This is a genomic window from Novosphingobium sp., assembly GCF_036803765.1.
GTDB lineage: Bacteria > Pseudomonadota > Alphaproteobacteria > Sphingomonadales > Sphingomonadaceae > Novosphingobium.
The window spans coordinates 116,191-139,714 of the sequence record NZ_DAIRTS010000005.1 but is presented as its reverse complement, the minus strand read 5'-3'; the positions used below and the strand labels follow the sequence as shown (position 1 = coordinate 139,714).

Sequence of the window (23,524 nt, the reverse complement as noted above, 5' to 3'; positions counted from 1 at the left end):
CGTATTCTATCCTTATTCCGCAGCGACCGACGCGGCTTCGAGGCGCTCGGCCTCGAGCTGGCGGAGCGCACGCGCGTAGTCGCGCGGCATGACCTTGACGAAGCGTTGCACGGCCTGGTCCCAATCGTCCAGGATCGCGCGGGCGCGCTTGCTGCCGGTGTGCAGCAGGTGGCGCTCGATCAGCACGCGCAGGCGCTCGGCATCGTGACGCAGCATGTCGCCCATGCCGAAGTCGTTGACGTCCACGCCGCGCTGCTGCGGACGGCCTGCGCCATCCTCCTCGTCGCGATCGGCCGAAACCGGCAGGATGTCGACCATCGCACCGTTGACGAGCGGCGCGAACGTGCCGGCCTCGTCGTAGACATAGGCGACGCCGCCCGACATCCCTGCGGCAAAGTTGCGCCCGGTCTTGCCGAGCACCACCACCACGCCGCCGGTCATGTATTCGCAGCCGTGATCGCCGGTGCCCTCGACCACCGCAAGGGCGCCCGAGTTGCGCACCGCGAAGCGTTCGCCCGCCACGCCGTTGAAGAACGCCTCACCGGCGATCGCACCGTAAAGCACGGTGTTGCCGACGATGATGTTCTCGTCCGCCACGCGGTCGACATGCGAGGGCTGGCGCACGATCACGCGCCCGCCCGACAGGCCCTTGCCGACATAGTCGTTGGCATCGCCGACGAGATCGAGCGTCACGCCATGGGCGAGGAACGCGCCGAACGACTGGCCCGCCACGCCCTTGAACGCGATGTTGATCGTGGTGTCGGGCAGACCGGCATGACCATGGCGCCGTGCCACTTCGCCCGACAGCATCGCGCCGACCGTGCGGTTGACGTTGATGACCGGACGTTCGATGCGCACCGGCTCGCCGCTGTCGAGCGCAGGCTCGGCCGCGGCGATCAGGTCGTTGTCGAGCGCTGCATCGAGGCCGTGATCCTGGTGGCCGGTCCAGTTGAGACCGGTGCCCTCGACCGGCTCGACCTTGTGCAGCAGGCGCGACAGGTCGACGCCGTCGGCCTTCCAGTGCGAGACGACCTTGCGCGTGTCGAGCCGGTCGACCCGGCCGACCATCTCGGCGACGGTGCGGAAGCCCATTTCGGCCATGATCGCCCGCAGCTCTTCGGCGACGAAGAAGAAGTAGTTGATCACGTGCTCGGGCTGGCCGGTGAAGCGTGCGCGCAGGACCGGGTCCTGCGTCGCCACGCCGACCGGGCAGGTGTTGAGGTGGCACTTGCGCATCATGATGCAGCCGGCCGCGATCAGCGGCGCGGTGGCAAAGCCGAACTCGTCGGCGCCGAGCAGCGCGGCCACGGCGACGTCACGCCCGGTGCGCAGGCCGCCATCGGCCTGCACGCAGATGCGGCTGCGCAGGTTGTTGAGCAGCAGGGTCTGCTGGGTTTCGGCCAGGCCGATTTCCCACGGGCTGCCGGCATGGGTCAGCGAGGTCAGCGGCGAGGCGCCGGTGCCGCCCTCGTAGCCCGAGATCGTGACGTGGTCGGCACGCGCCTTCGACACGCCCGCGGCCACGGTGCCCACGCCCACTTCCGACACCAGCTTCACCGAGACGCGCGCCTTGGTGTTGACGTTCTTGAGATCGTGAATCAGCTGCGCAAGGTCTTCGATCGAGTAGATGTCGTGGTGCGGCGGCGGCGAGATCAGACCGACACCCGGCGTCGAGTGGCGGGTCTTGCCGATGACCTTGTCGACCTTGTCGCCCGGCAGCTGGCCGCCTTCGCCGGGCTTGGCGCCCTGGGCCATCTTGATCTGGATGTCGTCGGCATTGACGAGGTATTCGGCGGTGACGCCGAAGCGGCCCGAGGCCACCTGCTTGATCGCCGAGCGCATCGAATCGCCGTTGGCCAGCGGCTTGAAGCGATCCGGCTCCTCGCCACCCTCGCCGGTGTTCGACTTGCCGCCAATGCGGTTCATCGCGATTGCCAGCGTGGTGTGCGCCTCGCGGCTGATCGAGCCGAAGCTCATCGCGCCGGTGGCGAAGCGCTTGACGATGGCGCTGGCCGGCTCGACCTCGTCGATCGACAGCGGCTTGTCCGCCTTCTTCAGCTCCATCAGCCCGCGGATCGTGAGCATGCGCTCCGACTGGTCGTTGATGGTCTGCGCGAATTCCTGGTACTTTTCAGGAATGTTGCCACGCACGGCATGCTGCAGGCTGGCGACGTTGCCCGCCGTCCAGGCATGTTCCTCGCCGCGCAGGCGCAGCTGGTACATGCCGCCCACGTCGAGCATCTTGCGGTACACCGGGTTGTCGCCATAGGCGACCTGGTGACGGCGCACCGTCTCCTCGGCCACTTCCTTGAGGCCGACGCCCTCGATCGTGCCGGCGGTGCCGGTGAAGTACTTGTCGATGAATGCCGAGGATAGGCCGACCGCGTCGAAGATCTGCGCGCCGCAGTACGACTGGTAGGTCGAGATGCCCATCTTGGACATGACCTTGAGGATGCCCTTGCCGACCGCCTTGATGTAGTTCTTCTGGACGTCGTACGGGGTCAGCGGCAGGCCCTTCTCGACGCGGATCGCCTCGAGCGTCTCGAACGCCAGATAGGGGTTCACCGCCTCGGCACCATAGCCCGCGAGCACGCAGAAGTGGTGCACCTCGCGCGCCTCGCCGGTCTCGACCACGAGGCCGGTCTGCATGCGCAGGCCCTGGCGCACCAGGTGGTGGTGCACCGCCGCGGTCGCCAGCAGCGCCGGGATCGCGATGCGGTCCGAACCTTGTGCGCGGTCCGACAGGATCAGGATGTTCTTGTCGGCCAGCACCGCTTCGGTCGCGGCCCAGCACATTTCCTTGATCGCCATCTCGAGGCCCGCGGCGCCGCTGGCGGCATCCCAGGTGGTGTCGATGGTGGCGGTGCGGAACGCGCCGTCGAGCGCGGCCTCGACCGAGCGGATCTTGGCGACGTCGTCGTTGGTCAGGATCGGCTGGTCGACCTCGAGCCGCTTGTGGCTGCCCGCGTCACGGCCCAGCAGGTTCGGGCGCGGACCGATCATCGAGACCAGGCTCATCACCAGTTCCTCGCGGATCGGATCGATCGGCGGATTGGTGACCTGTGCGAAGTTCTGCTTGAAGTAGTCGTAGAGCAGGCGCGACCGCTTCGACAGCACCGCGATCGGCGTGTCGGTGCCCATCGAGCCGATCGGATCCTCGCCCATCGCGGCCATCGGCTCGAGGAACCTGGTCACGTCTTCCTGGGTGTAGCCAAAGGCCTGCTGACGATCGAGCAGGCTGTCGGCCGGCGCGGGGACGGCGACGACCTCGGGATCGACGACCTCGAGTTCCTTGAGCTTGTACTGCGCCGCGCCCAGCCATTCCTCGTAAGGCTCGGCCGACGACAGGTGCGCCTTGAGCTCGTCGTCCTCGACGATGCGGCCCTGCTCGAGGTCGATCAACAGCATGCGGCCGGGCTGGAGGCGCCACTTGCGCACGATGTCTTCCTCGCGGAACGGCAGCACGCCGCTTTCCGAGGCCATGCACACGAAATCGTCCCGCGTGATCGAGAAGCGCGCGGGGCGCAGGCCGTTGCGGTCGAGCGTCGCGCCGATCTGGCGCCCGTCGGTGAAGGCGACGGCGGCCGGGCCATCCCACGGTTCCATCAGCGCGGCGTGGTATTCGTAGAAGGCGCGGCGCTTGGCATCCATCAGCGCATTGCCGGCCCAGGCCTCGGGCATGAGCATCATCATCGCGTGCGCGATGCCGTAGCCGCCGGCGACCAGCAACTCGAGCGCGTTGTCGAGGCTGGCGGTGTCAGACTGGCCGTGCGGGATCAGCGGCCACATCTTGTCGAGATCGGGGCCGAGCAGCTCCGATTCCATGGTGCGGCGGCGCGCGTTCATCCAGTTGACGTTGCCGCGCACGGTGTTGATCTCGCCGTTGTGCGCGACGAAGCGGAACGGGTGCGCCAGCTTCCAGCTCGGGAAGGTGTTGGTCGAGAAGCGCTGGTGCACGAGGCCAAGCGCCGAGACGCAGTCGGGATCGCGCAGGTCGTCGTAGAACGAGCCGACCTGCCCGGCCAGCAGCAGCCCCTTGTAGACGATGGTGCGCGTCGAGAAGCTCGGCAGGTAGAGCTCGGTCACGCCGGGCAGGCCATGCTTTTCGGCCATCGCCGCCAGCGGGTTCTGCGTCTGCTTGCGGATCGCCAGCAGCTTGCGCTCGAACGCGTCCTGGTCGGCACAGTTCTCGCCACGCTTGATGAAGCACTGGCGGATCACCGGCATGGATTCGATCACGGTCTTGCCGAGGCCGTCGAGCGTGACGGGCACGTCACGCCAGCCGATCAGCTCCTGGCCTTCCTTGGCGATGAACTTCTCGAAGAACTCGGTGACGAAATTGCGCGCGGCCTCCTCCTGCGGGAGGAAGCACATCGCCACGGCATAATCGCCGGGCTGCGGCAATTCCTTGCCTTCGCTCGCCGCCCACTTGCGGAACAGGGCGTCGGGCAGCTGGATCAGCAGGCCGGCACCGTCACCCAGCAAGGGGTCGGCACCTACCGCACCGCGGTGGTCGAGATTGCGCAGAATCTCCAGGGCCTGGCCGATAATCGCGTGGCTTTTTACGCCTTTGATATGGGCGATGAAGCCCATGCCGCATGCGTCATGCTCGTTACGCGGATCATACAGGCCCTGAACCGGCGGAAATCCCATCGCGTTGATCGTCCCTACACTCGAAAAAAGACAGCTCGCACGAATCATGGCGCGGAGAAGTGCCAAAAGTTGCGCGAGAAACCCCCATGACTGCAGGAAAGTTATTTTGCAACCTGTCTGCACGACGCAACGGGCAAAGAATGCCGCGAAAAACACAGGCGATGCGCAAATGTCGCAGTGCAACAGGCCCGCCGGGGTGCCGACGGGCCTGTTGCACTGCGCTGGACGTGCGTTGCCGCTCGTGCCGCCTCGCCGGGATCAACGGTTGGCGGTCATCCGCTGCAGGGTCGCCAGCGCGTCGCGCAGCGCCTGTTCGGTGCGCTCGGCATCGCGCGGCTCGCCCGCGTCGGCTTCATCGCCGGCATCGCGGCGCGAGGGCACAGCGGCGAGGTGCGGGCGTTCCGCCGCACCGATCGCATCGCGCACCACGCCATCACGGGCAGTGCCGGGGAACATGACCACGGGCTGGCGCGTGGCGCGCGCCGTATCGATCCGGCGCACGGCGGCGGCCATGTCGAGCAGCGAGGAGTAGCGGTCCTCGAGAGCGGCTTCGGGTTCGCCGGTCGTGTCCACGGCCGAAATCGGGCGGAGCAGGCGCGGCAGCTCGACCACTGCGGCACTCCCGGCGGCGGCAGGCTGGCGCATTTCGAGCATGGTCGAAGGGGCGGGCATGACCGGCGCGGCATCGCTGGCCGGCGAAGCAGTTGAAACAGCGTCGGATGCCTCGCCGCTTTCCTGCACGGCCACGTCGAGCGCGGCGCGATGTTCGGCGATCGCCAGCGCCAGCCGCTCGACCAGCTGGACCAGCCCCATGCCGTCGACGTCGGCACGCGCGAGCACCGTACGCGCGCCTTCTTCGGGAAGCGCGCCGGCGGTGGCGAACAGCGAGGGAGCGGGCGGTGCACTCGCGATCGGCGCAGCAGGCTCGACCTCGGCCTGGTCGTGCGCCGTTTCGTCTTCGATGGGCTCTGGCGCGATGGCGGCAGGGGTTTCCACCACGATCGCAGGCTCGACGATTTCGGGCTCGATCTCGATCACTGCGCTAGCCGGTTCGGCCAGGTCGGGGGTGGCAATTTCTTCCACCCCATCGGCCACAGGCTCGCGGGCCAGCGCATCGGCCAGGAATGCCGGCGGGGCGAAGGGCGCGGCCTCGGCCGCGTCGGATTCGTAGATCGCGAAAGGATCGAAGCCGGCATCGACCGCTAGCCGCCGACCGAATACCGGCGCGTCATCGAGAATCTGCGTCTCGGCATCATCGATCATGTCGTCGCTGACCACCAGCGGGCGGCGCGGCGGGGCATCGGGATGGGCGTCGCGGGCACGGACGCGCGGGGCATCGGCGGCGCCGCGTGTCGCATCGGTTTCGCGGCGGGGCGCGGCCTGTGGCGGCGCAACCCCTTCGGGCAGGCGATGGCGCGCGGCCAAGCGCAAGCCCACCAGCAGGCCGAGCAGCGCGCCCAGACCCGCCATGGCGACGGTGGAAAGAACCCTTGCGGTAAAGCCCAGCGGCGGCGCGGCAGCAGCGATCAGGTGCGGCAAGCCGGTGGCGGCGACGATACGCCCCAGCACATCGGCCGGCAGGATCGCGCAGACCAGACCGAGCAGGGCTGCGCACCACAGCGCCGTCATCACCGGGAACAGGCGATGCGCGGCGATGGGGCGGCTCGAACGCTTGGTCGTCGTCTTGCGCTTCTTGTCCGACATGCCCTTGGTCATCGTCACCTGTGCGTACCCCCTGATGGGCGAGCCGCCCCTGATGCAGGGCGAATCGGCCTTGTGGCAAGCACCTTTGCTGCATAATCAGCCTGATCTTTCAGGCGGCGCAGCGGCTCCTGCCATTACCCGGAGCTATCAGCTGTTGGTAAACGGGAAGATAACGCGCGGCGTTGCGCGCCCAGTCGTGGGCGTTCTCGACATGGGCCCGCGCGATGGCGCGCTGCCGGTCCCAGGTGTCGGCCCGCCCGAACAACGCCACCATGGCCTCCGCCAGCGCGGCGGGATCGTCGGGGGCGAACAGCGTTCCCGTCTCGTCATCGACGATCAGTTCGCGATGCCCGCCGACATTGCTGGCCGCGACCAGCTTGCCCTGCGCCATCGCCTCCATCGGCTTGAGCGGGGTGACGAGGTCGGTCAGCCGCATGGCCTTGCGCGGATAGCAGACGACGTCGGCCAGCGCGTAATAGCGGTCGACCTCGTGATGCGGCACACGGCCGACGAAGCGGATGGCGTGGGCAGCCGGAGAGGCCGCCGCCTGCGCACGCAAGGCCTCGGCCGCGGGGCCACCACCCACCAGCAGCAGCCGGGCGCCCGGCACCGCCGCGACGATCGCCGGCATCGCCGCGATCAGGTCGTCGAGGCCCTCGTACGGGTAGAAGCTGCCGAGGAAGCCGATGACCGGCCCTGTCCCATCCAGCCCGAGTTCGGCCGCCAGCGCCGGGTCGCGTGCCGGCGGCGTGCCAAACAGCGTCAGGTCGACGCCGTTGGGCATGATCGTGATCTTGTCGGAAGCCACCCCGCGCGCCACGAGATCGTCCTTCAGCCCGCGGCAGATCGTGACGACGGCATCGGCGCGCGCAACGACGTGGTTTTCCAGCTGGCGCGTCAGCCAATAGCGGGCGTTGCCCTCGCGCCCCGTGCCATTGCCGACCGCTGCATCCTCCCAAAACGCGCGGATCTCGTAGACCACGGGCAGGCCCAGCCGCCGGCCGGCGCGCACCGCCGCCAGACCGCACAGCGCCGGCGAATGGGCATGGAGCACATCGGGGCGCCAGTCCTGCGCCACCGCGATGATGCGATCCGCCAGAGCCTCGGCCTCGCGCCATTCGCGCAGGCCCGGCGGCCCTCCCGCCTCGCCCGGGGTGCGATGAAACGCCAGCCCGTCGTGCCAGCCGGGATCCTGCGCCTCGATCGGCGCACTGTGCCGCAGCCCGGTCACGCCGCGCACCTCCAGCCCGTGCCCCTCCTGCGCCTTGAGGATGGCGCGGGTGCGGAACGTATAGCCGCTGTGCAGCGGCAGGGCGTGATCGAGGACGTGGAGAATCCGGGTCATGCCCCGCACATGCCACGGCAAGCCTTAAAAGTCCGTACCCTGATGCCTCACCGGCCGATCGCACGCGACACCCGAATCCGCTTGATCGACGCGGTCCCGAACGATAGGATCATTGTAACAATTGATAGGATGAGGATGCCATGGGCGCGTTTCCGCCGACCCCCTATTTCACCGGGCTCAATGCGCCGGTGCGCACCGAGGTTTCGCTCGAGGGCCTGACCGTCACCGGGACATTGCCGCCCGAGGTGCATGGCGCCTTCTTCCGCGCCGTGCCCGATCCGGCCTTCGCGCCCAAGTTCGCCGACGACCACACGCTGTCCGCCGACGGCATGATCAGCCGCGTGCGCTTCAACGCCAACAACACCGCGGACTACGCGATCCGTTTCGTCGAGACCGCGCGCCACAAGGCGGAAAAAGCCGCGGGCCGCGCCCTGTTCGGCAAGTATCGCAACCCCTTCACCGACGACGAGACCATGGCTGGGGTCGACCGCACCGTCGCCAATACCACCCCGGTGTGGCACGCCGGCCGCCTGCTAATGACCAAGGAGGACGGGCGCCCCTATCGCATCGACCCGCAATCGCTCGACACGCTGGGCAGCTACGACTTCGACGGCCTGTTGCGCTCCGAGACGATGACCGCGCACGTGCGCATCGATCCCGACAGCGGCGACCTCTATTTCTACGGGTACGAAGCCGATGGCCTCGCCTCGACCAAGGTCGCCTATGCCCGCGTCGGTGCCGATGGTGAGTTGAAGTCCGAACAGTGGTTCGATGCGCCCTATTGCGCGATGATGCACGACTTCACCATCAGCCGGAACTGGGCGCTGTTCCCGATCTATCCGACCACGGCGGATCTCGACCGGCTGCGTGCCGGCGGCGAGCACTGGCATCACGAGCAGGATCTCGATTCCTGGCTCGGCGTGATGCCGCGCGATGGCGACGTGGCCGACATCAAGTGGTTCAAGGGGCCCAAGGGCGTCCACAGCTACCACATGATGAACGCGTGGGAGGATGCGGACGGCCTGCTGCATTTCGACCAGTGCCTGTCGAGCAGCAATGCCTTCGCCTTCATCCGCGAGCCCGCCGGGCTGTTCCTCAACCCCTGGGAGATTACCGGTGGCCTGACCCGCTGGACCGTCGATCCCAAGGGCCCCGCTGGCGAGGTGACCGAAACCGTGATCGGCCCGCCGGGCGATTTTCCGGTGATTCCCGCCGCGAAGCAAGGCCGCCCCTACCAGACCGGCTGGATGCTGACGATGAACCCCGAACGGCAGGGCCCGCCGGTGATGGGCGGACCGGTGCTGGCGATGTTCGACATGCTGCTGCGGCTCGACGGTCTCGACACCGCGACGCCGCAGGTCACGCAGGCGCTGCCGATGCAGCCCGGCTGGTGCTATAACGAACCGGTCCACGTCCCGGCCGCCACCCCCGGCCATGACGGCTGGCTGGTGACGATGGTCGATCACCAGTTGGGCGAGGACGCGTTCGAGCATTTCGCCTGGGTGCTCGATGCAGGCAACCTCGGCGCCGGGCCGGTGGCGAGCGTGCACATCCCGGCGCGGCTGCGTCCGCAAGTGCATGGCTGGTGGGTTCCCCAGGCGCAGCTCGATGCCCCGTCCACGGCAGGCGTCGCTGCGTGACGCGGATCGTCATCACCGGCGCCTCGGGCAATTACGGCCGCGGCGTCACCGACGCGCTGGTGGCCCAGGGGCGCGCCGCCGACCTCATCCTTATCACCCGCACCCCGGCCAAGCTGGCGGACCGCGTCGCACAGGGCTGCACCGTGCGCGAAGGCGATTTCGACCGGCCCGAGACTTTGGCCGCAGCCGTCGCCGGGGCCGACACGATGCTGCTGATTTCAGGCACGCGGGTCGGCGCGCGCGTCGTCCAGCACAAGGCCGCGATCGACGCAGCGGCGGCGGCGGGCGTCACCCGCATCGTCTATACCAGCTTCATCGGCATCGACGACCCGGCCAACCCGGCCGAAGTGCGCCACGACCATATCGAGACCGAACGCCTCATCCGCGCCAGCGGCTGCCGCTGGACCATGCTGCGCGACGCGCATTATGCCGACGCCATGTTGCTGATGGCCGGGCCGCAGGTCATGCGCAGCGGCGTGTGGTACGGCAATGCCGGTGACGGGCGCGAGGCCATGGTCTGGCGCGACGACTGCATCGCCAGCGCCGTCGCCGTGCTCACCACGCCGGGGCACGAGAACCGGACTTACGACATTACCGGCCCCACGCTGGAGACCTTCGCCGAAGTCGCCGCGATCATGGCCGAGGTGACCGGCTGCCCCGTCCGCTACGAGGACCTGAGCGACGAGGCGCAATACGCCATGTTCGATGCCATGGGCATTCCGCGCCGCCCGGTCGACGACCAGACCGTCGCCGGCGTGCCGTGGAACAGCGACGACATGGTCACCTTCGGCCGCGCCATCCGCGAGGGTTTCCTGGAAGTGTGCAGCAGCGACGTGGAGCGCCTGACCGGCCGGCCCGCGCGCAGCACGCGGCAGATGGTGGAAGAGAATGTCGCCATCTTGCGCGCGGCGGCGGCGGGGTGATGGTGGGGCAACAGGCCGTGGGGCGGAGCAAGGTGCGGTGCTACGCCCGATTGGCGCTGGGCTATTGCCATTAGCGGGACACCGCGCTCGGTCGCGCGATGCCCGCCCAAACCCGTCGAGACGGGTGGGTTGCGCTATGCCTCCACCACCCCCGCCTCACGCCGCATCCAGCCCCGTCGCCTCGATCCGCAGACGCACGGCCTCGGCGGCGTGGCGGGCGCCGAGTTTGCCCATCATCTTCATGCGGTGGATCTCGACGGTGCGCGGACTGATCTCGAGGTCGCGGGCGATGGCCTTGTTGCTGCAGCCTTCGGCGAGGCGGTCGAGGACCTCGCGCTCGCGCATCGAGAGGCGGGCGATGCGCTGGCGCGCTTCTGCCGCGCGGGCGCGCTGGGCGCGGTGGGATTCGGCTTCGTGCGCGGCGCGGCTGATCGCGTCGTTCAACGGGGCGATCTGGGTGGGGATGCCCATGTAGTCGAGCGCGCCGGCCTTGATCGTGCGCACCACGGCGCCGGTTTCGGGCGCGTTGCCGATCGCGATCACGGGGAGCCAGTGCCCGGCGCGCATCATCGCCGCGATCAGCGCGGGGACGGCCTCCCCCGCGGGGTCGTCGTGCGCCAGCAGCAATCCCCCGCTGGGCGCATGCGACAGCAGCTCCTCCGCACTGCCATAGATCTCGGCATGGTGGCCGGCGGCGAAGGCGAGGCGTGCGAGCTGCGCCCGGCGGGCGGAATCGCTATCGAGGATGTGGAGTGTGACACGTTCGACCATGGACCGAGGTAACCACCGGACCACCCTCACGCGCCACGCGCGAATGCTTCGTTCTGAACGCTTCAACCGGCGGGAGGCGGCGCACCCTTCGCATCTGCCTGAGGGATTTCACCTCCGATGCGGAGACGATTTAGCGCAGCGCGTTTACCTTCGGTGGCATTGGCCCGCCGCCATCAGCCGAAGCTGTAGTCGGGAAGCTGATAGAACGCCTGGCGCAGCGCCTCGCTCCATCCCGAGGAAATCGCCCGGAAATAGGGATCGTCCGCCTGGATTCGGCGCTGGTGCAGCGGCTCGAAGGAATCGCGCGCGATCACCGTCAGATCGAACGGCAGCCCGACCGAGAGGTTGGCCGCCAGCGTCGAGTCGAACGAGACCATCAGCAGCTTGACCGCCTGCTCGAACTCCATCGCCTTGTCATAGCCGCGCAGCAGGATCGGGCGGCCGTACTTGGTCTCGCCAATCTGGAAGAAGGGCGTGTCGAAGCTGGCCTCGATGAAGTTGCCTTCGGGATAGACCATGAACAGCCGCGGCTCCATGTCGCGAATCTGCCCGGCGACGATCATCGTCGCGGTGAAGCGCGCGCCCTCGCCCTGGACCGGGCCGGACTGGCGCCCCTCGATCACCCCGCGCAGCAGGTTGCCGACATGCGTCGCGACCTGGAACATCGTCGGCTCCTCGAGGATCGAGGGCCGGCGCTCGCCCGGGGCCTTGTTGCGCTCGTCGATCTGGCTGACCACCGCCTGCGTGGTGGCGAGATTGCCGGCGGTCATGATCGTGATGATCCGCTCGCCCGGGACCTGCCACGTGTGCATCTTGCGAAACACCGAAATGTTGTCGACGCCCGAATTGGTGCGGGTGTCGCTCATCAGGACCAGCCCCTTGTCGAGCATCATCCCCACGCAATACGTCATGATCCGCCCCCGGTCGGCCGCCCTGGCGCTAGGTCCCTCACCCGGCGCGCGGCAGCCCTGCCTTAATGTGCGACGCCTTATTGTTCGACGCGCTGTTGTTCAACCGCAAGGCTGACGTGCATCGCCTCGTCGCGGGCGCCCTGGTGCAGCCCGGTGATCGGCGCGCAGGCGGTATAGTCCGCGCCCGTGGCGAGATGGACGTAGCGCGCATCGGGGCAGATCGCGTTGGCGATGTCGAAGCCGACCCAGCCCAGGCCCGGGACGTGCGCCTCGGCCCAGGCGTGGCTGGCCTCCTGCTCGATGGTCTCGTCCATCATCAGATAGCCGCTGGCATAGCGCGCCGGGATGCCCAGCGAACGCGCCGCGCCGATGAAGACGTGTGCCTGATCTTGGCACACCCCGCGCCCCGCCTCCAGCACCGCCTCGGCGGTGGTGGCGACGTCGGTATGGCCCGGCTCGTAGGCCACGGCCTCGCGCACCAGCCCGGCCAGCGCATGAAGCCGCGACAGCACGTCGTCTTCGCCGCCGCCCAGCCCGTCGAGCAATGCCGCCATCGCCGCCCCGCCTTCGGTCAGCGGGGTCTGTTCGGTAAAGTGCCACAGCGGCAGCATGCCCTGCGCGGTGCCGATCACGCCGGCATTGTCGCGCGTATCCACCACGCCATGAGCGTGAATGCTCACCGCCTCCACCCCCGGCAGGAAGGATATGAGGTCGACCCGGTTTCCGTAGGCGTCGGTATAGCCCGCCTCGTGCCGCGCACCTTCAAGGTCGAGCGACCATGACGCCACGGTCTGCCCCGCCAGCCGCAAGGGGGTGAGCCGCAAGCGCTGCAGGCCGTGGCTGACCGGCCCGGAAAAGCCGTAGCGGGTGGTGTGGCTGATGCCGAGGCGCATGGACCGCCTGCCTTTCCCTTAGGGTGCGATGACAAAAAGTGGGAACCGGTTTTTGTCAGAAATCGCACGATCACAAATATCTAGAGCGTGATGGCGTTTCATGGAAACGTCATCACGCTCTAGTCGATGAAGCGATAGTCGCGCTGGATTTGCTGCGCGAGCGCGTTGTTGCGGGCGATGAACTGGCCGATCGTCTGGTGCAGACCCTTGTCGAAGACGCACTCGATGGTCTGGCTCTGCAGGCTGTCGTGCGTCTCGGCGACGATCCGGTGCGTGTCGAGCCGGGCGCCATATTCCTCGCCCAGCCGGTCGAGGTAGTCGCGCAACTGGGCGTAGCAGAACGCCAGGCTGCGCGGGAAGCGGTCGTCGAGCATCAGGAATTCGGCGATGCCGCGCGCCTCCATCCGCCCGGCGTTGAGCCAGCGATAGGCGCGATCCCCGGCCACCGCACGCAGCACGTTTTCCCACTGCACGTTGTCGAGGCTGGTGCCGACGTAGGACACCGATGGCAGCAGCACGTAGTACTTCACGTCGAGGATGCGCGCGGTGTTGTCCGCCCGTTCGATGAAGCTGCCCGCGCGCGCGAAGTAATAGATGTCGTTGCGCAGCATCGTGCCTTCCATGGCACCGCGCACCAGCGTCGACTGGCTGCGGATGATGCCCAGCACGCTGCCCACGCGCGTGTCGGTCACGCTGCGGCCCAACTCGTGCTTGAGGATCATCCAGCTTTCGTTGACCGCTTCCCACACCTCGCGCGTGATGCCGGTGCGGACCATGCGCGCGTTGTGGCGCGCCTGCTCGACGATCGCGAGGACATTGCCGGGATTGTCGCGATCACGCAGCACGAAGTTGTAGACCTGCGTGCCGTTGTAGTCGTCGCCGTACTTGGCCTCGTACGCGGCCTGGAGACCCAGCGTGACGATGACCGAGCGCCATTCGTCGCTCGCGTCGCTGGCCGCGCGGGTCAGGGCCATGCGAAAGCCGGCCTCGACCAGGCGCGCCACGTTCTCCGCGCGTTCGAGGTAGCGGAACAGCCAGAAGATGCCGTTGGCGGAACGTCCGAGCATGATCGTCTTGTGTCCTTGCTGCCTCAGTCGTCCAACACCCAGCTGTCCTTGGTGCCCCCGCCCTGCGACGAGTTCACCACCAGCGATCCCTCTTTCAGCGCCACGCGGGTCAGCCCGCCCGGCGTGATGTCGATCCCTTGCGGCGAGACCAACACGAAGGGCCTCAGGTCGACATGGCGCGGGGCAAGCCCCGCCTCGGTGAAGATCGGCACGGTCGACAGCGACAGCGTGGGCTGCGCGATGTAATTGTCAGGGTTGGCGCGCAGCTTGTGCGCGAAAGTCTCGATCTCCTCGCGCGAGGAGGTCGGGCCGATCAGCATGCCGTAGCCGCCCGAGCCATGGACTTCCTTGACCACGAGGTCGGCAAGATTGTCGAGCACGTAGGCCAGCGAGTCCACCTCGGCGCAGCGCCAGGTCGGCACATTGGCGAGGATCGGCTTCTCGCCGGTGTAGAATTCGACGATCTCGGGCATGAAGCTGTAGATCGCCTTGTCGTCGGCGATCCCGGTGCCCGGCGCATTGGCGATGGTGATGCCGCCCGAACGGTACACGTCCATGATACCGGCCACGCCCAGCACGCTGTCGGCCTTGAACGTCAGCGGATCGAGATAGTCGTCGTCGACGCGGCGATAAAGCACGTCGATCGCCTCCCACCCGCGCGTGGTGCGCATGGCGATGCGCCCGTCCTCGACACGCAGGTCGCTGCCCTCGACCAGTTCGGCGCCCATCTGGTCGGCCAGGAAGGCGTGTTCGTAATAGGCGCTGTTGAACGTGCCGGGGGTGAGCACGGCCACCACCGGCTTGTGCCCCTTGGCCGCGGGCGGCGCACAGGCGGCGAGGCTGCGTGCCAACCGGCGCGGATAGTCCGACACCTCGCGCACCCGCACCTTGGTGAACAGCTCGGGGAACATCGCCATCATGGTTTCGCGGTTCTCGAGCATGTACGACACGCCCGAGGGGGTGCGCGCATTGTCTTCAAGGACCATGAAGTCGTCCTCGCCGGTGCGGACGAGGTCGATGCCGACGATGTGGGTATAGACGCCGCCGGGCGGCACGAAGCCGGCCATCTGCGGCAGGAACGCGGAATTGCCCTTGAGCACGCGTTCGGGCAGGCGCCCTGCGCGCACGATTTCCTGGCGATGATAGAGGTCGTGCAAGAAGGCGTTAAGCGCGCGCACCCGCTGCTCGATCCCACGCGACAGCCGCCGCCACTGGGCCGCGTCGATGATCCGCGGGACCATGTCGAACGGGATCAGCCGCTCTTCGGCGTCCTCGCTGCCATAGACGTTGAAGGTGATCCCGGTCTTGCGGAAGAAGGCCTCGGCCTCGCCGGACTTGCGTTGCAGGAGTTCGTCCGGCTGCTGTTGCAGCCATTCGCAATATCCACTGTATGCGCCGCGCGTTCTACCGTCGGCATCATGCATCTCGTCATAGGACGAGAGCGAGGAAATGGTCATGCAGAACCTCCCGTCTGCAACAGTGCTTGCACACGTCGGGAACCGCCGCAAGCGCAGATGCTGCGCATGCGAAACAATTTGAGCGATCACAGAACAGGACTTGCGCAGGTCAGGCCTGCGTGGCAGCATCCGCGCGCTTCGGCCCTTAGGCCCGCGGGATCAGTAGCGTGCGATCACATCGACGAGTGTGCGCGCGACCTCGGGATGCGCGGCAAAACCCAGGTGCGTGACCCGCAGCGCCAGCGCCGCATCGCGCTCGCCCGGCCAGCCGGCGGCAGAGCGAGGATGGATCACCCCGTCGCGCGGGCTCCACAACGCCACCGTGGCCACCGGCGGCTTGGTCGCCAGGTCCTGCGCCAGCGGCGCCTCGTCCACGCTGTGGCCGGCTACCAGCTGATAGGCGCGCCAGGCATTGTTGGCACGGCGATCACCTGAGAAGGGCGTCCCCATCGTCACCACCAGCGCGACCTCGTCGGGCAGCGCCTTGGCGATCTGGCGCGCGAACAGGCCGCCGAGGCTCCATCCGACCAGCACCAGCGGCTGCTCCTCGCGCCGGGCCATCGTCGCCACACGATCGACCAGCCGGGCAAAGCGGTCTTCGCTCGGCCCGAAATTGAAACCGAGGCCCCAGTCGCTGACGCGGTGCCCCGCCTGCTCCAGCGTCGTTGCCAGGGGCTTCATCCGCGCCGGGTGCGTGCCGAAGCCGGGTAACAGCATGACGGGACGCGAATGCGCCGGCACCGGTTGCGGCGCCTCGCGCATGGCCGCGGCCAGTGCCGCCGCGCGGCGCGCCGCCTGCCAATGCTCGATCGGCGTCGCCAGCTCGCCCAGCAGCCGCTGCCATGCCGGACCGCGCACGCCCTCGGGCCGCGGCTCGAACGCCAGCGCGCGCCGGCGCGCCAGTTCAACGCCAAGCGTGCCCAGCTGCTGCCAGGTGCTGCGGTTGGGGGAAGGAAGCGAAGCCATCTGTGTCACCTGCGGCGCTCTAGGCGGGGTGACCGCAAAACGCCACAAACGGCGGGAAGTTTCATATTTCTGTCATAATCGCCTTGGGCCGGTTTGAGATCGGTGGGCGGGATCCTTCCCCTCCACCACCGCTGCGCGGCGGTCCCCCTCCCCGCCTGCGGCAGGGAGGATCGCACAAGATCCTCCCCATCCACGATGGGGAGGTGGCAGACGCGTAAGCGGCTGACGGAGGGGTAGGCGCAGCACACCCCCCAAAAAAAATCAGATCGCTGCGGCCTTCTCGTCGGCCTCGGCCTGGGCCTTTTCCTGCGCGGTGCATTCGCCGACACGCTTCGCCTCAGTCTTGACCCGGACCCGCATGGCCTTGCCGCCGGGGCCGGCGCCCTGCATGTCCATGTCCATCACGAAACTGTCGGCCGCATAAGTGCCGTCGAGCTTGATCGTCTGGGTCGAGGATCCGTGCGTGCAGACCAGCGTGCCGTCGATCTTGCCGCCGGCCATGGTGAAGGTCTTGTACTTGCACGACTTGTCGGCCTGCCCGAAGAAATCGCCATCGGGCCGGGCGGCCTTGTCGCGGGTCAGGCACGAGCGCTGCTGGTGCGCCTCGCCCATCCCCGCCTTCATCCTCTCGGCCATTTCGGGAGGCATGCCGGGAACCGAGATGTCGAGCGCCTTGACCTGCGTCTGCCAGGCGCCGGGTGCAAACTTGACGCCCGCGCTGGCGACCTTGGCGGCCACTTCGCCGGCATCGGCGTCGCGCGCGATGACCGTCGGCTGCTTACTGCAACCGCTAAGCCAAAGGTCAGCGAGAGCCAGGGGCACGAAAGCCAGCTTCATCGGCATGCGGTACATCGTCTCTTCCCCTCTCGTGCGCGCATCATGTCACAAGGTTGCGGCACTGGCTTGCGCAAAGCATCGCCCGCTAACCGCGCCCGACCATCGCGGCAATCAATTGCCCCGACGGGCTTCGGTTCCCCCGCCGCCCGAAGTGCCTGGATGCGGCGAAGCCCCCTTGTCTTCGCGCCCCCGCGTTCCCCATATGTTGCCCATGGCCGAACTCATCATCCGACGCGGACTCGAGGAACCCGATACCTCGGGCAACTTCGTCCCGCACAAGCCGCAGCGTCCCGCCAAGGTCGACGCAGGCAAGCCGTTCCGCGTGATCTCGGACTACCAGCCCGCTGGCGACCAGCCCACCGCGATCGCCGATCTCGTGGCCAGCGCCAAGGACGGTGAAATCACGCAGGTCCTGCTTGGCGTCACCGGTTCGGGCAAGACCTTCACCATGGCCAAGGTGATCGAGGAACTGCAGCGCCCCGCCCTGATCCTTGCGCCCAACAAGATCCTCGCCGCGCAGCTCTATGGCGAGATGCGCAGCTTCTTTCCCGAGAACGCGGTCGAGTACTTCGTATCGTACTACGACTATTACCAGCCCGAGGCCTATGTCCCCCGGTCGGATACCTACATCGAGAAGGAAAGCTCGGTGAACGAGGCGATCGACCGCATGCGCCACTCGGCCACGCGCGCGCTGCTCGAACGCGACGACGTCATCATCGTGGCCTCGGTCTCGTGCCTCTACGGCATCGGCTCGGTCGAAACCTACTCGGCCATGATTTTCGACCTCAAGAAGGGCGACAGCGTCGACCAGGGCGAGATCATCCGCAAGCTGGTGGCACTGCAGTACAAGCGCAACGACCACGCCTTCCAGCGTGGCACCTTTCGCGTGCGTGGCGACAACCTCGAGATCTTCCCCTCGCACTACGAGGACATGGCCTGGAGGATCACCTTCTTCGGCGATGAAATCGAGGAAATCGCCGAATTCGATCCGCTGACCGGCAAGGCCGGCACGCGGCTGGAAAAGGTGCGCGTCTACGCTAACTCGCACTACGTCACCCCCGGCCCGACGATGAAGCAGGCGAGCGAAGCGATCCGCTTCGAGCTGACCGAGCGGCTCAAGGAGCTGGAGGCCGAAGGCAAGCTGCTCGAGGCGCAGCGGCTGGAGCAGCGCACCAACTTCGACCTCGAGATGATCGCGGCGACCGGCAGCTGCAACGGCATCGAGAATTACTCGCGCTTCCTCACCGGCCGCCTGCCCGGCGAGCCGCCGCCGACGCTGTTCGAATACCTGCCCGACAACGCGCTGCTGTTCGTCGACGAGAGCCACCAGACCGTGCCGCAGATCGGCGCGATGGCGCGAGGCGACCACCGTCGCAAGATCACGCTGGCGGAATATGGCTTCCGCCTGCCCAGCTGCATCGACAACCGCCCCTTGCGCTTCAACGAGTGGGACGCGATGCGCCCGCAGACCGTCGCGGTCTCCGCCACGCCCGGCAACTGGGAGATGGAGCAGACCGGCGGTGTCTTTGCCGAGCAGGTCATCCGCCCCACCGGCCTGATCGATCCGCCGGTCTTGATCCGCCCGGTCGAGGACCAGGTGCAGGACTGCATCAACGAGTGTCGCGAGACCGCCGCCAACGGCTATCGCACGCTGGTCACCACGCTGACCAAGCGCATGGCCGAGGACCTGACCGAGTTCATGCACGAGGCGGGCCTGCGCGTGCGCTACATGCACTCCGACGTCGAGACGCTGGAGCGCATCGAGCTGATCCGCGACTTGCGCTTAGGCGTCTACGACGTGCTGGTGGGCATCAACCTGCTGCGCGAGGGCCTCGACATTCCCGAGTGCGGGCTGGTCTGCATCCTCGATGCCGACAAGGAAGGCTTCCTGCGCTCCGAAACCTCGCTGATCCAGACCATCGGCCGCGCCGCGCGCAACGTCGACGGGCGCGTGATCCTCTATGCCGATCGCATGACCGGCAGCATGGAGCGCGCGATCGCCGAAACCGACCGCCGCCGCGCGCGCCAGAGCGCCTACAACGAGGAACACGGCATCACGCCGGCGACGATCAAGCGCGGGATCGCCGACATCATCGCCGACACCGCCAGCCGCGATGGCGTGGTGGTCGATCTCGAGGACGATGCCACCAACAACCTCGTCGGCCACAACCTGCGCGGCTACATCGAGGACCTGGAAAAGCGCATGCGCAACGCTGCCGCCGACCTCGAATTCGAGGAAGCCGGCCGCTTGCGCGACGAGATCCGCCGTCTCGAGGCGACCGAACTCGGCCTGCCCGAGAGTGAGCACAAGGCGCCGATCGTGGGCCGCAGCAACGAGGGCAAGCCCGGCACGCGCAAGACCCGCTATGGCAAGGTGCAGAAGAAGTGGGGGAAGAAGTAGGGGGTTGCTCCCTTACCCCTCCACCACCGGCTCCGCCGGCGGTCCCCCTCCCCATTGCATGGGGAGGATCGCCAAGATCCTCCCTGCCGCACGGCGGCAGGGAGGTGGCAGGCCGCAAGGCCTGACGGAGGGGTCATTCCCACGCCCGAACCGCCCCGAACCACATTGCACCGCCCTCGCCGCCGCGATAGCACGCATGCCATGACCGCCCGCTCGATCGCCCCCGCCGTGCTGCTTCTGCTCGCTGCCTGCTCGTCCAAGGCCCCGGCCCCGCAGGACAGCGGCACGCCGCTCAATGCCGTGCGCGTCGCCCTGCCCGAAAGCCAGCCGTTGCCGGTGGCGGGCGAAGGCGAACCACTGGGGGGCAAGCCGCTATGGGCCGGTGCGCCGGGCGGGGACAGCGTGCGTTTCGGCCAGCCCGGCGCCGGGCCGGACCTGTCGCTGGCCTGCCGCCAGGGGGTTCTGGTGGTGACGCGCCATGTACCGGCCGAGGTCGGCGCACAGGCGCTGTTCGCCTTGCAGGGGCGCAAGCGCATCGTGCGGCTGGCGGTTGATGCCACCGCCGTCCCCGGCTCGCGCGGCTATCTGTGGCAGGGCAGCCTGCCGGCGGGCGATCCGGCGTCCGAAGTGTTCGAGGGGCCGTTTACCGGCACCCTGCCCGATGCCGGCAAGATCAGCGTGCCCGGCAGCGACCTGGTCCGTGCGCTGATCCGCCGCTGCGGCGCGCGGCCGGCGACCGGCGCGGCGCCAGCGGCACCGCAGGCGCAGGAATAGGCGCACGCTCCCGCGGCGGGCGAGAGCGTACTTTCGTTACAGCTTGCCGAACTTTTCTTCGTAGGCGCCGGTCTCTCCGGCAGCGAGCAGGCGTGCCTGCTCGACCCAGTTGTCGCGCGTCGGGCGGCCGGCAAAGGCGCCGAGCTGCGCGTCGATGCGCGCGATGTCGGCCTCGCTCCAGGCGGCAATCTGCGCGAAGCGGGTCACACCCAGACCGGCAAGCGTTGCGCGCAGCTTGGGACCCAGACCCTTGATGCGGGTGAGGTCGTCTTCCACAACCGGCGGCGGCACGACATTCGCCTCGGGCGCGGCCGGAGCCGGGGCCACGTCGACGGGCGCGACTTCGGCCGGAGCCATGTCCACCGGCGGGGGCGGCGGTGCGGCAGGGGCTGGCGGCGGGACGATGGCGGCAGCGGGCGGTGCATCGATCAGCGCGGTGTTGCGCTGCGCCGGCGCGGCACCTTCGGAAAGCACGTCGTTGAATTCGCGGCGTTCGGGCGTCTTGGTGCGCGAACGCAGCAGCAGGACGGCGAGCAGCAGCAGCACCGCCACCGCGCCTGCCACCAGCGGCCAGTTGGCCTCGATCAGTTGCAGCATGTCACAGGTTCCGTTCGGATCGATCAAAGCCCATGCCATGGCAACAAGCGCCGCGCGGGGCAAGCGCGGGCATGCGGCGCCCGGTGCCGCATGCCCGCGATGTCATGCCCCCGCGAAGTCAGACGGGTTGGCTCAGGCCGGTTCAGCCACTGCGAGCAGCGAGGCCTTCTTGCGTCGGCGCCAGGCGTGAAGCAGCGGCTCGGTATAGCCGCTGGGCTGGCCCACGCCTTCGAACACCAGGTCGCAGGCCGCGCGGAAAGCGTAGCTCTGCGCCCATTGCCCGGCCATCGGCTCGTACAGCGGATCGCCGGCGTTCTGCGCATCGACCTTGGCGGCCATGCGCTGCAGCGCCTCCATCACCTGGTCGCGCGTACACACGCCGTGGAGCAGCCAGTTGGCGAGATGCTGGCTGGAAATGCGCAGCGTGGCACGGTCTTCCATCAGGCCGACGTCGTCGAGATCGGGCACCTTCGAGCAGCCGACCCCCTGGTCGATCCAGCGCACGACATAGCCGAGCAGGCCTTGGGCATTGTTGTCGAGCTCGGCGCGGATGTCCTCGTCCGACCAGTTGGCGCCTTCGGCCAGCGGGATCGCCAGCAGGGCGTCCAGCGCAGGAACGGGCCGCGACGCGATCGCCTCGCGCTCTGCAAAGACGTCGACCTGGTGATAATGCGTGGCGTGCAGCGTCGCGGCCGTGGGCGACGGCACCCAGGCGGTGTTGGCGCCGGTCAGCGGATGCGCGATCTTCTCCGCGACCATCGCGCGCATCCGGTCAGGCGCGGCCCACATGCCCTTGCCGATCTGCGCCTTGCCGGAGAGACCGCAAGCCAGACCGATGCCGACGTTGCGCGCCTCGTAGGCGGCGATCCAGCCCGACTGCTTCATCGCGCCCTTGCGGATCATCGCCCCGGCCTGCATCGAGGTGTGGATCTCGTCACCGGTCCGGTCGAGGAAGCCGGTGTTGATGAACACGACGCGCTCGCGCACCGCGTGGATGCAGGCGGCAAGGTTGGCGCTGGTGCGGCGCTCCTCGTCCATCACGCCCACCTTGATCGTATGGCGCGGCAGCGTCAGCAGGTCTTCGACCGCGTCGAACAGGTCGTTGGTGAAGGCGGCTTCCTCGGGCCCGTGCATCTTGGGCTTGACGATGTAGATCGAGCCTTCGCGCGTATTGCGATGCAGCCCAAGGCCCATCAGGTCGTGCAGCCCGATCGCCGATGTGACGACCGCATCCATGATGCCTTCGGGAATCTCGCCGCCGTCGGGCAGCAGGATCGCCGGGTTGGTCATCAGGTGGCCGACGTTGCGCACGAACAGCAGGCTGCGCCCCGGCAGCACCAGTTCGCTCCCGTCAGGGCCGTGCCAGGCGCGGTCCGCCTCCAGCGTGCGGGTCATGGTGCGCCCGCCCTTGGCGAACTGCGCGGTCAGGTCACCGCGCATCAGGCCCAGCCAGTGCCGGTAGGCGACGAGCTTGTCCTCGGCATCGACCGCGGCGACCGAATCCTCGAGGTCGACGATCGTGGTCAGCGCGGCTTCGAGCACGATGTCGGCCAGCCCGGCCGTATCGGTCGCGCCCACCGGATGCGTGCGGTCGAGGCACAGCTCGATATGCAGGCCGTTGTGGCGGAACAATAGGCCGTCGGGCTTGTGCCCGACCCACTGCGCCGGATCGGCCAGCGCCGGAACCGTCTCGCCGTCCCAATCGGTCCAGCTGCCCTGCGCCAGCGGCAGCGCGGCATCGAGGAACGCACGCCCCGCCGCGATCACCGCCGCGCCGCGCTGCGCATCATAGCCCCCCGCACGCGCCGGCGCGGCATCGAGGGCGTCGGTGCCGTACCACGCATCGTAGAGGCTGCCCCAGCGCGCGTTCGCAGCATTGAGCAGGAAGCGGTCGTTGAGCACCGGCACGACCAGCTGCGGCCCGGCCATCGTCGCGATCTCGGCATCGACATGCTGCGTGCCGATGGCAAAGGGCGCCGGCTCGGGCACCAGGTAGCCGATCTCGGTCAGAAACGCGCGATAGGCGGCCGGGTCGTGCGGCTGGCCCTTGCGGCCGACATGCCAGGCATCGATCGCTGCTTGCAGGCTCTCGCGCTTGGCGAGCAGCGCGCGGTTGACCGGCACGAAGCGCGCCAGCAGCGCGGCGAAATCGGCCCAGAAGGCATCGACGTCCTGCGCCACGGGCGCAAGCACTTCGGTCTCTAGGAAAGTCGCCAGCGCGGCATCCACCTTGAGGCCGGCCCGGTCGGTGCGGGGGCGCAGGTCGGAAATGTCGGTAAACTCACCCATGGTCATCTGCCTTTGTCGTCAAACGGGCACGGCGCGATCGGCCAGAACTCCCTGCTTTTGCAGGAGCCGGACCGACTTGCCAATTGAACCTGGGGAGGAACAGACGCGATGATGACGCAAAAGACGGGCATTGGCAATGGGGCAGGATCGTGCCGTTCTGATCCTCCCCATCGTGGATCGGGAGGTGTCAGGCGCGCCAGCGCATACCGGAGGGGTGAGGCCTTAAGCAAGGGCCCCTCCACCACCGCTTCGCGGCGGTCCCCCTCCCCGCCTTCCGGCAGGGAGGATCGTGCCCC

At 68.0% G+C, this 23,524-nt stretch carries 16 protein-coding genes; 4 read left to right on the top strand and 12 right to left on the bottom strand.

The window, feature by feature from the left end; translation table 11 throughout:
• Positions 1-12: 12 nt before the first annotated feature.
• The 3 genes from gltB to V7Q48_RS05060 form a co-directional block, all read right to left on the bottom strand.
• A complete protein-coding gene (gltB, locus tag V7Q48_RS05070; RefSeq protein WP_333836671.1) occupies positions 13-4,653 on the bottom strand; it encodes a glutamate synthase large subunit in 4,641 nt (1,546 codons plus the stop codon).
• A gap of 258 nt (positions 4,654-4,911) precedes the next feature.
• On the bottom strand, positions 4,912-6,375 hold the full coding sequence (locus tag V7Q48_RS05065; RefSeq protein ID WP_333836670.1) for a hypothetical protein: 1,464 nt from the start codon (positions 6,373-6,375) through the stop codon (positions 4,912-4,914).
• Between the two features lie 91 nt (positions 6,376-6,466).
• Positions 6,467-7,702 (bottom strand): TIGR04063 family PEP-CTERM/XrtA system glycosyltransferase, encoded by a 1,236-nt coding sequence (locus tag V7Q48_RS05060; RefSeq protein ID WP_333836669.1) that lies wholly within the window; start codon positions 7,700-7,702, stop codon positions 6,467-6,469.
• A 140-nt stretch (positions 7,703-7,842) separates the two neighbouring features.
• On the opposite strand from V7Q48_RS05060, the gene V7Q48_RS05055 reads away from it, so the two are divergent.
• Both V7Q48_RS05055 and V7Q48_RS05050 read left to right on the top strand, forming a co-directional pair.
• A complete protein-coding gene (locus tag V7Q48_RS05055; protein WP_333836668.1) occupies positions 7,843-9,342 on the top strand; it encodes a carotenoid oxygenase family protein in 1,500 nt (499 codons plus the stop codon).
• On the top strand, positions 9,339-10,265 hold the full coding sequence (locus V7Q48_RS05050; RefSeq protein WP_333836667.1) for an SDR family oxidoreductase: 927 nt from the start codon (positions 9,339-9,341) through the stop codon (positions 10,263-10,265). The genes V7Q48_RS05055 and V7Q48_RS05050 overlap by 4 nt, the downstream gene beginning before the upstream one ends.
• A gap of 156 nt (positions 10,266-10,421) precedes the next feature.
• On the opposite strand, the gene V7Q48_RS05045 is transcribed toward V7Q48_RS05050, so the two are convergent.
• The 7 genes from V7Q48_RS05045 to V7Q48_RS05015 all read right to left on the bottom strand — a co-directional run bounded on the left by V7Q48_RS05045 (position 10,422) and on the right by V7Q48_RS05015 (position 17,182).
• Complete coding sequence (locus V7Q48_RS05045) at positions 10,422-11,036, bottom strand: response regulator transcription factor (RefSeq protein WP_333836666.1); 615 nt, start codon at positions 11,034-11,036, stop codon at positions 10,422-10,424.
• A gap of 173 nt (positions 11,037-11,209) precedes the next feature.
• Positions 11,210-11,947 (bottom strand): proteasome-type protease, encoded by a 738-nt coding sequence (locus V7Q48_RS05040; RefSeq protein ID WP_333836665.1) that lies wholly within the window; start codon positions 11,945-11,947, stop codon positions 11,210-11,212.
• 77 nt (positions 11,948-12,024) lie between these two features.
• The gene (locus tag V7Q48_RS05035; RefSeq protein WP_333836663.1) at positions 12,025-12,840 is read right to left on the bottom strand and encodes a transglutaminase family protein; all 816 of its coding nucleotides are present in this window, start codon (positions 12,838-12,840) and stop codon (positions 12,025-12,027) included.
• Between the two features lie 119 nt (positions 12,841-12,959).
• A complete protein-coding gene (locus tag V7Q48_RS05030) occupies positions 12,960-13,907 on the bottom strand; it encodes an alpha-E domain-containing protein (protein WP_333836662.1) in 948 nt (315 codons plus the stop codon).
• Between the two features lie 23 nt (positions 13,908-13,930).
• Positions 13,931-15,364, bottom strand: a complete 1,434-nt coding sequence (locus V7Q48_RS05025; protein WP_333836660.1) for a circularly permuted type 2 ATP-grasp protein — start codon at positions 15,362-15,364, stop codon at positions 13,931-13,933.
• Between the two features lie 159 nt (positions 15,365-15,523).
• Complete coding sequence (locus V7Q48_RS05020) at positions 15,524-16,330, bottom strand: esterase/lipase family protein (protein ID WP_333836658.1); 807 nt, start codon at positions 16,328-16,330, stop codon at positions 15,524-15,526.
• A 261-nt stretch (positions 16,331-16,591) separates the two neighbouring features.
• Entirely contained in the window at positions 16,592-17,182 is a 591-nt protein-coding gene (locus V7Q48_RS05015) for a DUF3617 domain-containing protein (RefSeq protein ID WP_333836656.1), read from the bottom strand.
• A 196-nt stretch (positions 17,183-17,378) separates the two neighbouring features.
• On the opposite strand from V7Q48_RS05015, the gene uvrB reads away from it, so the two are divergent.
• Positions 17,379-19,568, top strand: coding sequence for an excinuclease ABC subunit UvrB (uvrB, locus tag V7Q48_RS05010; protein ID WP_333836655.1), 2,190 nt, complete (start codon positions 17,379-17,381; stop codon positions 19,566-19,568).
• A 201-nt stretch (positions 19,569-19,769) separates the two neighbouring features.
• Entirely contained in the window at positions 19,770-20,342 is a 573-nt protein-coding gene (locus tag V7Q48_RS05005) for a hypothetical protein (RefSeq protein ID WP_333836654.1), read from the top strand.
• Between the two features lie 36 nt (positions 20,343-20,378).
• On the opposite strand, the gene V7Q48_RS05000 is transcribed toward V7Q48_RS05005, so the two are convergent.
• Complete coding sequence (locus V7Q48_RS05000; RefSeq protein WP_333836653.1) at positions 20,379-20,939, bottom strand: hypothetical protein; 561 nt, start codon at positions 20,937-20,939, stop codon at positions 20,379-20,381.
• Positions 20,940-21,071: 132 nt separating this feature from the next.
• Positions 21,072-23,228, bottom strand: a complete 2,157-nt coding sequence (locus V7Q48_RS04995; protein WP_333836652.1) for a malate synthase G — start codon at positions 23,226-23,228, stop codon at positions 21,072-21,074.
• Positions 23,229-23,524 lie beyond the last annotated feature (296 nt).

Bases quoted from the DNA above. Each gene is read 5' to 3' on its own strand.
- gltB (WP_333836671.1), bottom strand. From the start codon at position 4,653: ATGGGATTTCCGCCGGTTCAGGGCCTGTATGATCCGCGTAACGAGCAT.
- V7Q48_RS05060 (WP_333836669.1), bottom strand. From the start codon at position 7,702: ATGACCCGGATTCTCCACGTCCTCGATCACGCCCTGCCGCTGCACAGC.
- V7Q48_RS05055 (WP_333836668.1), top strand. From the start codon at position 7,843: ATGGGCGCGTTTCCGCCGACCCCCTATTTCACCGGGCTCAATGCGCCG.
- V7Q48_RS05045 (WP_333836666.1), bottom strand. From the start codon at position 11,036: ATGGTCGAACGTGTCACACTCCACATCCTCGATAGCGATTCCGCCCGC.
- V7Q48_RS05040 (WP_333836665.1), bottom strand. From the start codon at position 11,947: ATGACGTATTGCGTGGGGATGATGCTCGACAAGGGGCTGGTCCTGATG.
- V7Q48_RS05035 (WP_333836663.1), bottom strand. From the start codon at position 12,840: ATGCGCCTCGGCATCAGCCACACCACCCGCTACGGCTTTTCCGGGCCG.
- V7Q48_RS05030 (WP_333836662.1), bottom strand. From the start codon at position 13,907: ATGCTCGGACGTTCCGCCAACGGCATCTTCTGGCTGTTCCGCTACCTC.
- V7Q48_RS05025 (WP_333836660.1), bottom strand. From the start codon at position 15,364: ATGACCATTTCCTCGCTCTCGTCCTATGACGAGATGCATGATGCCGAC.
- V7Q48_RS05020 (WP_333836658.1), bottom strand. From the start codon at position 16,330: ATGGCTTCGCTTCCTTCCCCCAACCGCAGCACCTGGCAGCAGCTGGGC.
- V7Q48_RS05015 (WP_333836656.1), bottom strand. From the start codon at position 17,182: ATGTACCGCATGCCGATGAAGCTGGCTTTCGTGCCCCTGGCTCTCGCT.
- uvrB (WP_333836655.1), top strand. From the start codon at position 17,379: ATGGCCGAACTCATCATCCGACGCGGACTCGAGGAACCCGATACCTCG.
- V7Q48_RS05005 (WP_333836654.1), top strand. From the start codon at position 19,770: ATGACCGCCCGCTCGATCGCCCCCGCCGTGCTGCTTCTGCTCGCTGCC.
- V7Q48_RS05000 (WP_333836653.1), bottom strand. From the start codon at position 20,939: ATGCTGCAACTGATCGAGGCCAACTGGCCGCTGGTGGCAGGCGCGGTG.
- V7Q48_RS04995 (WP_333836652.1), bottom strand. From the start codon at position 23,228: ATGGGTGAGTTTACCGACATTTCCGACCTGCGCCCCCGCACCGACCGG.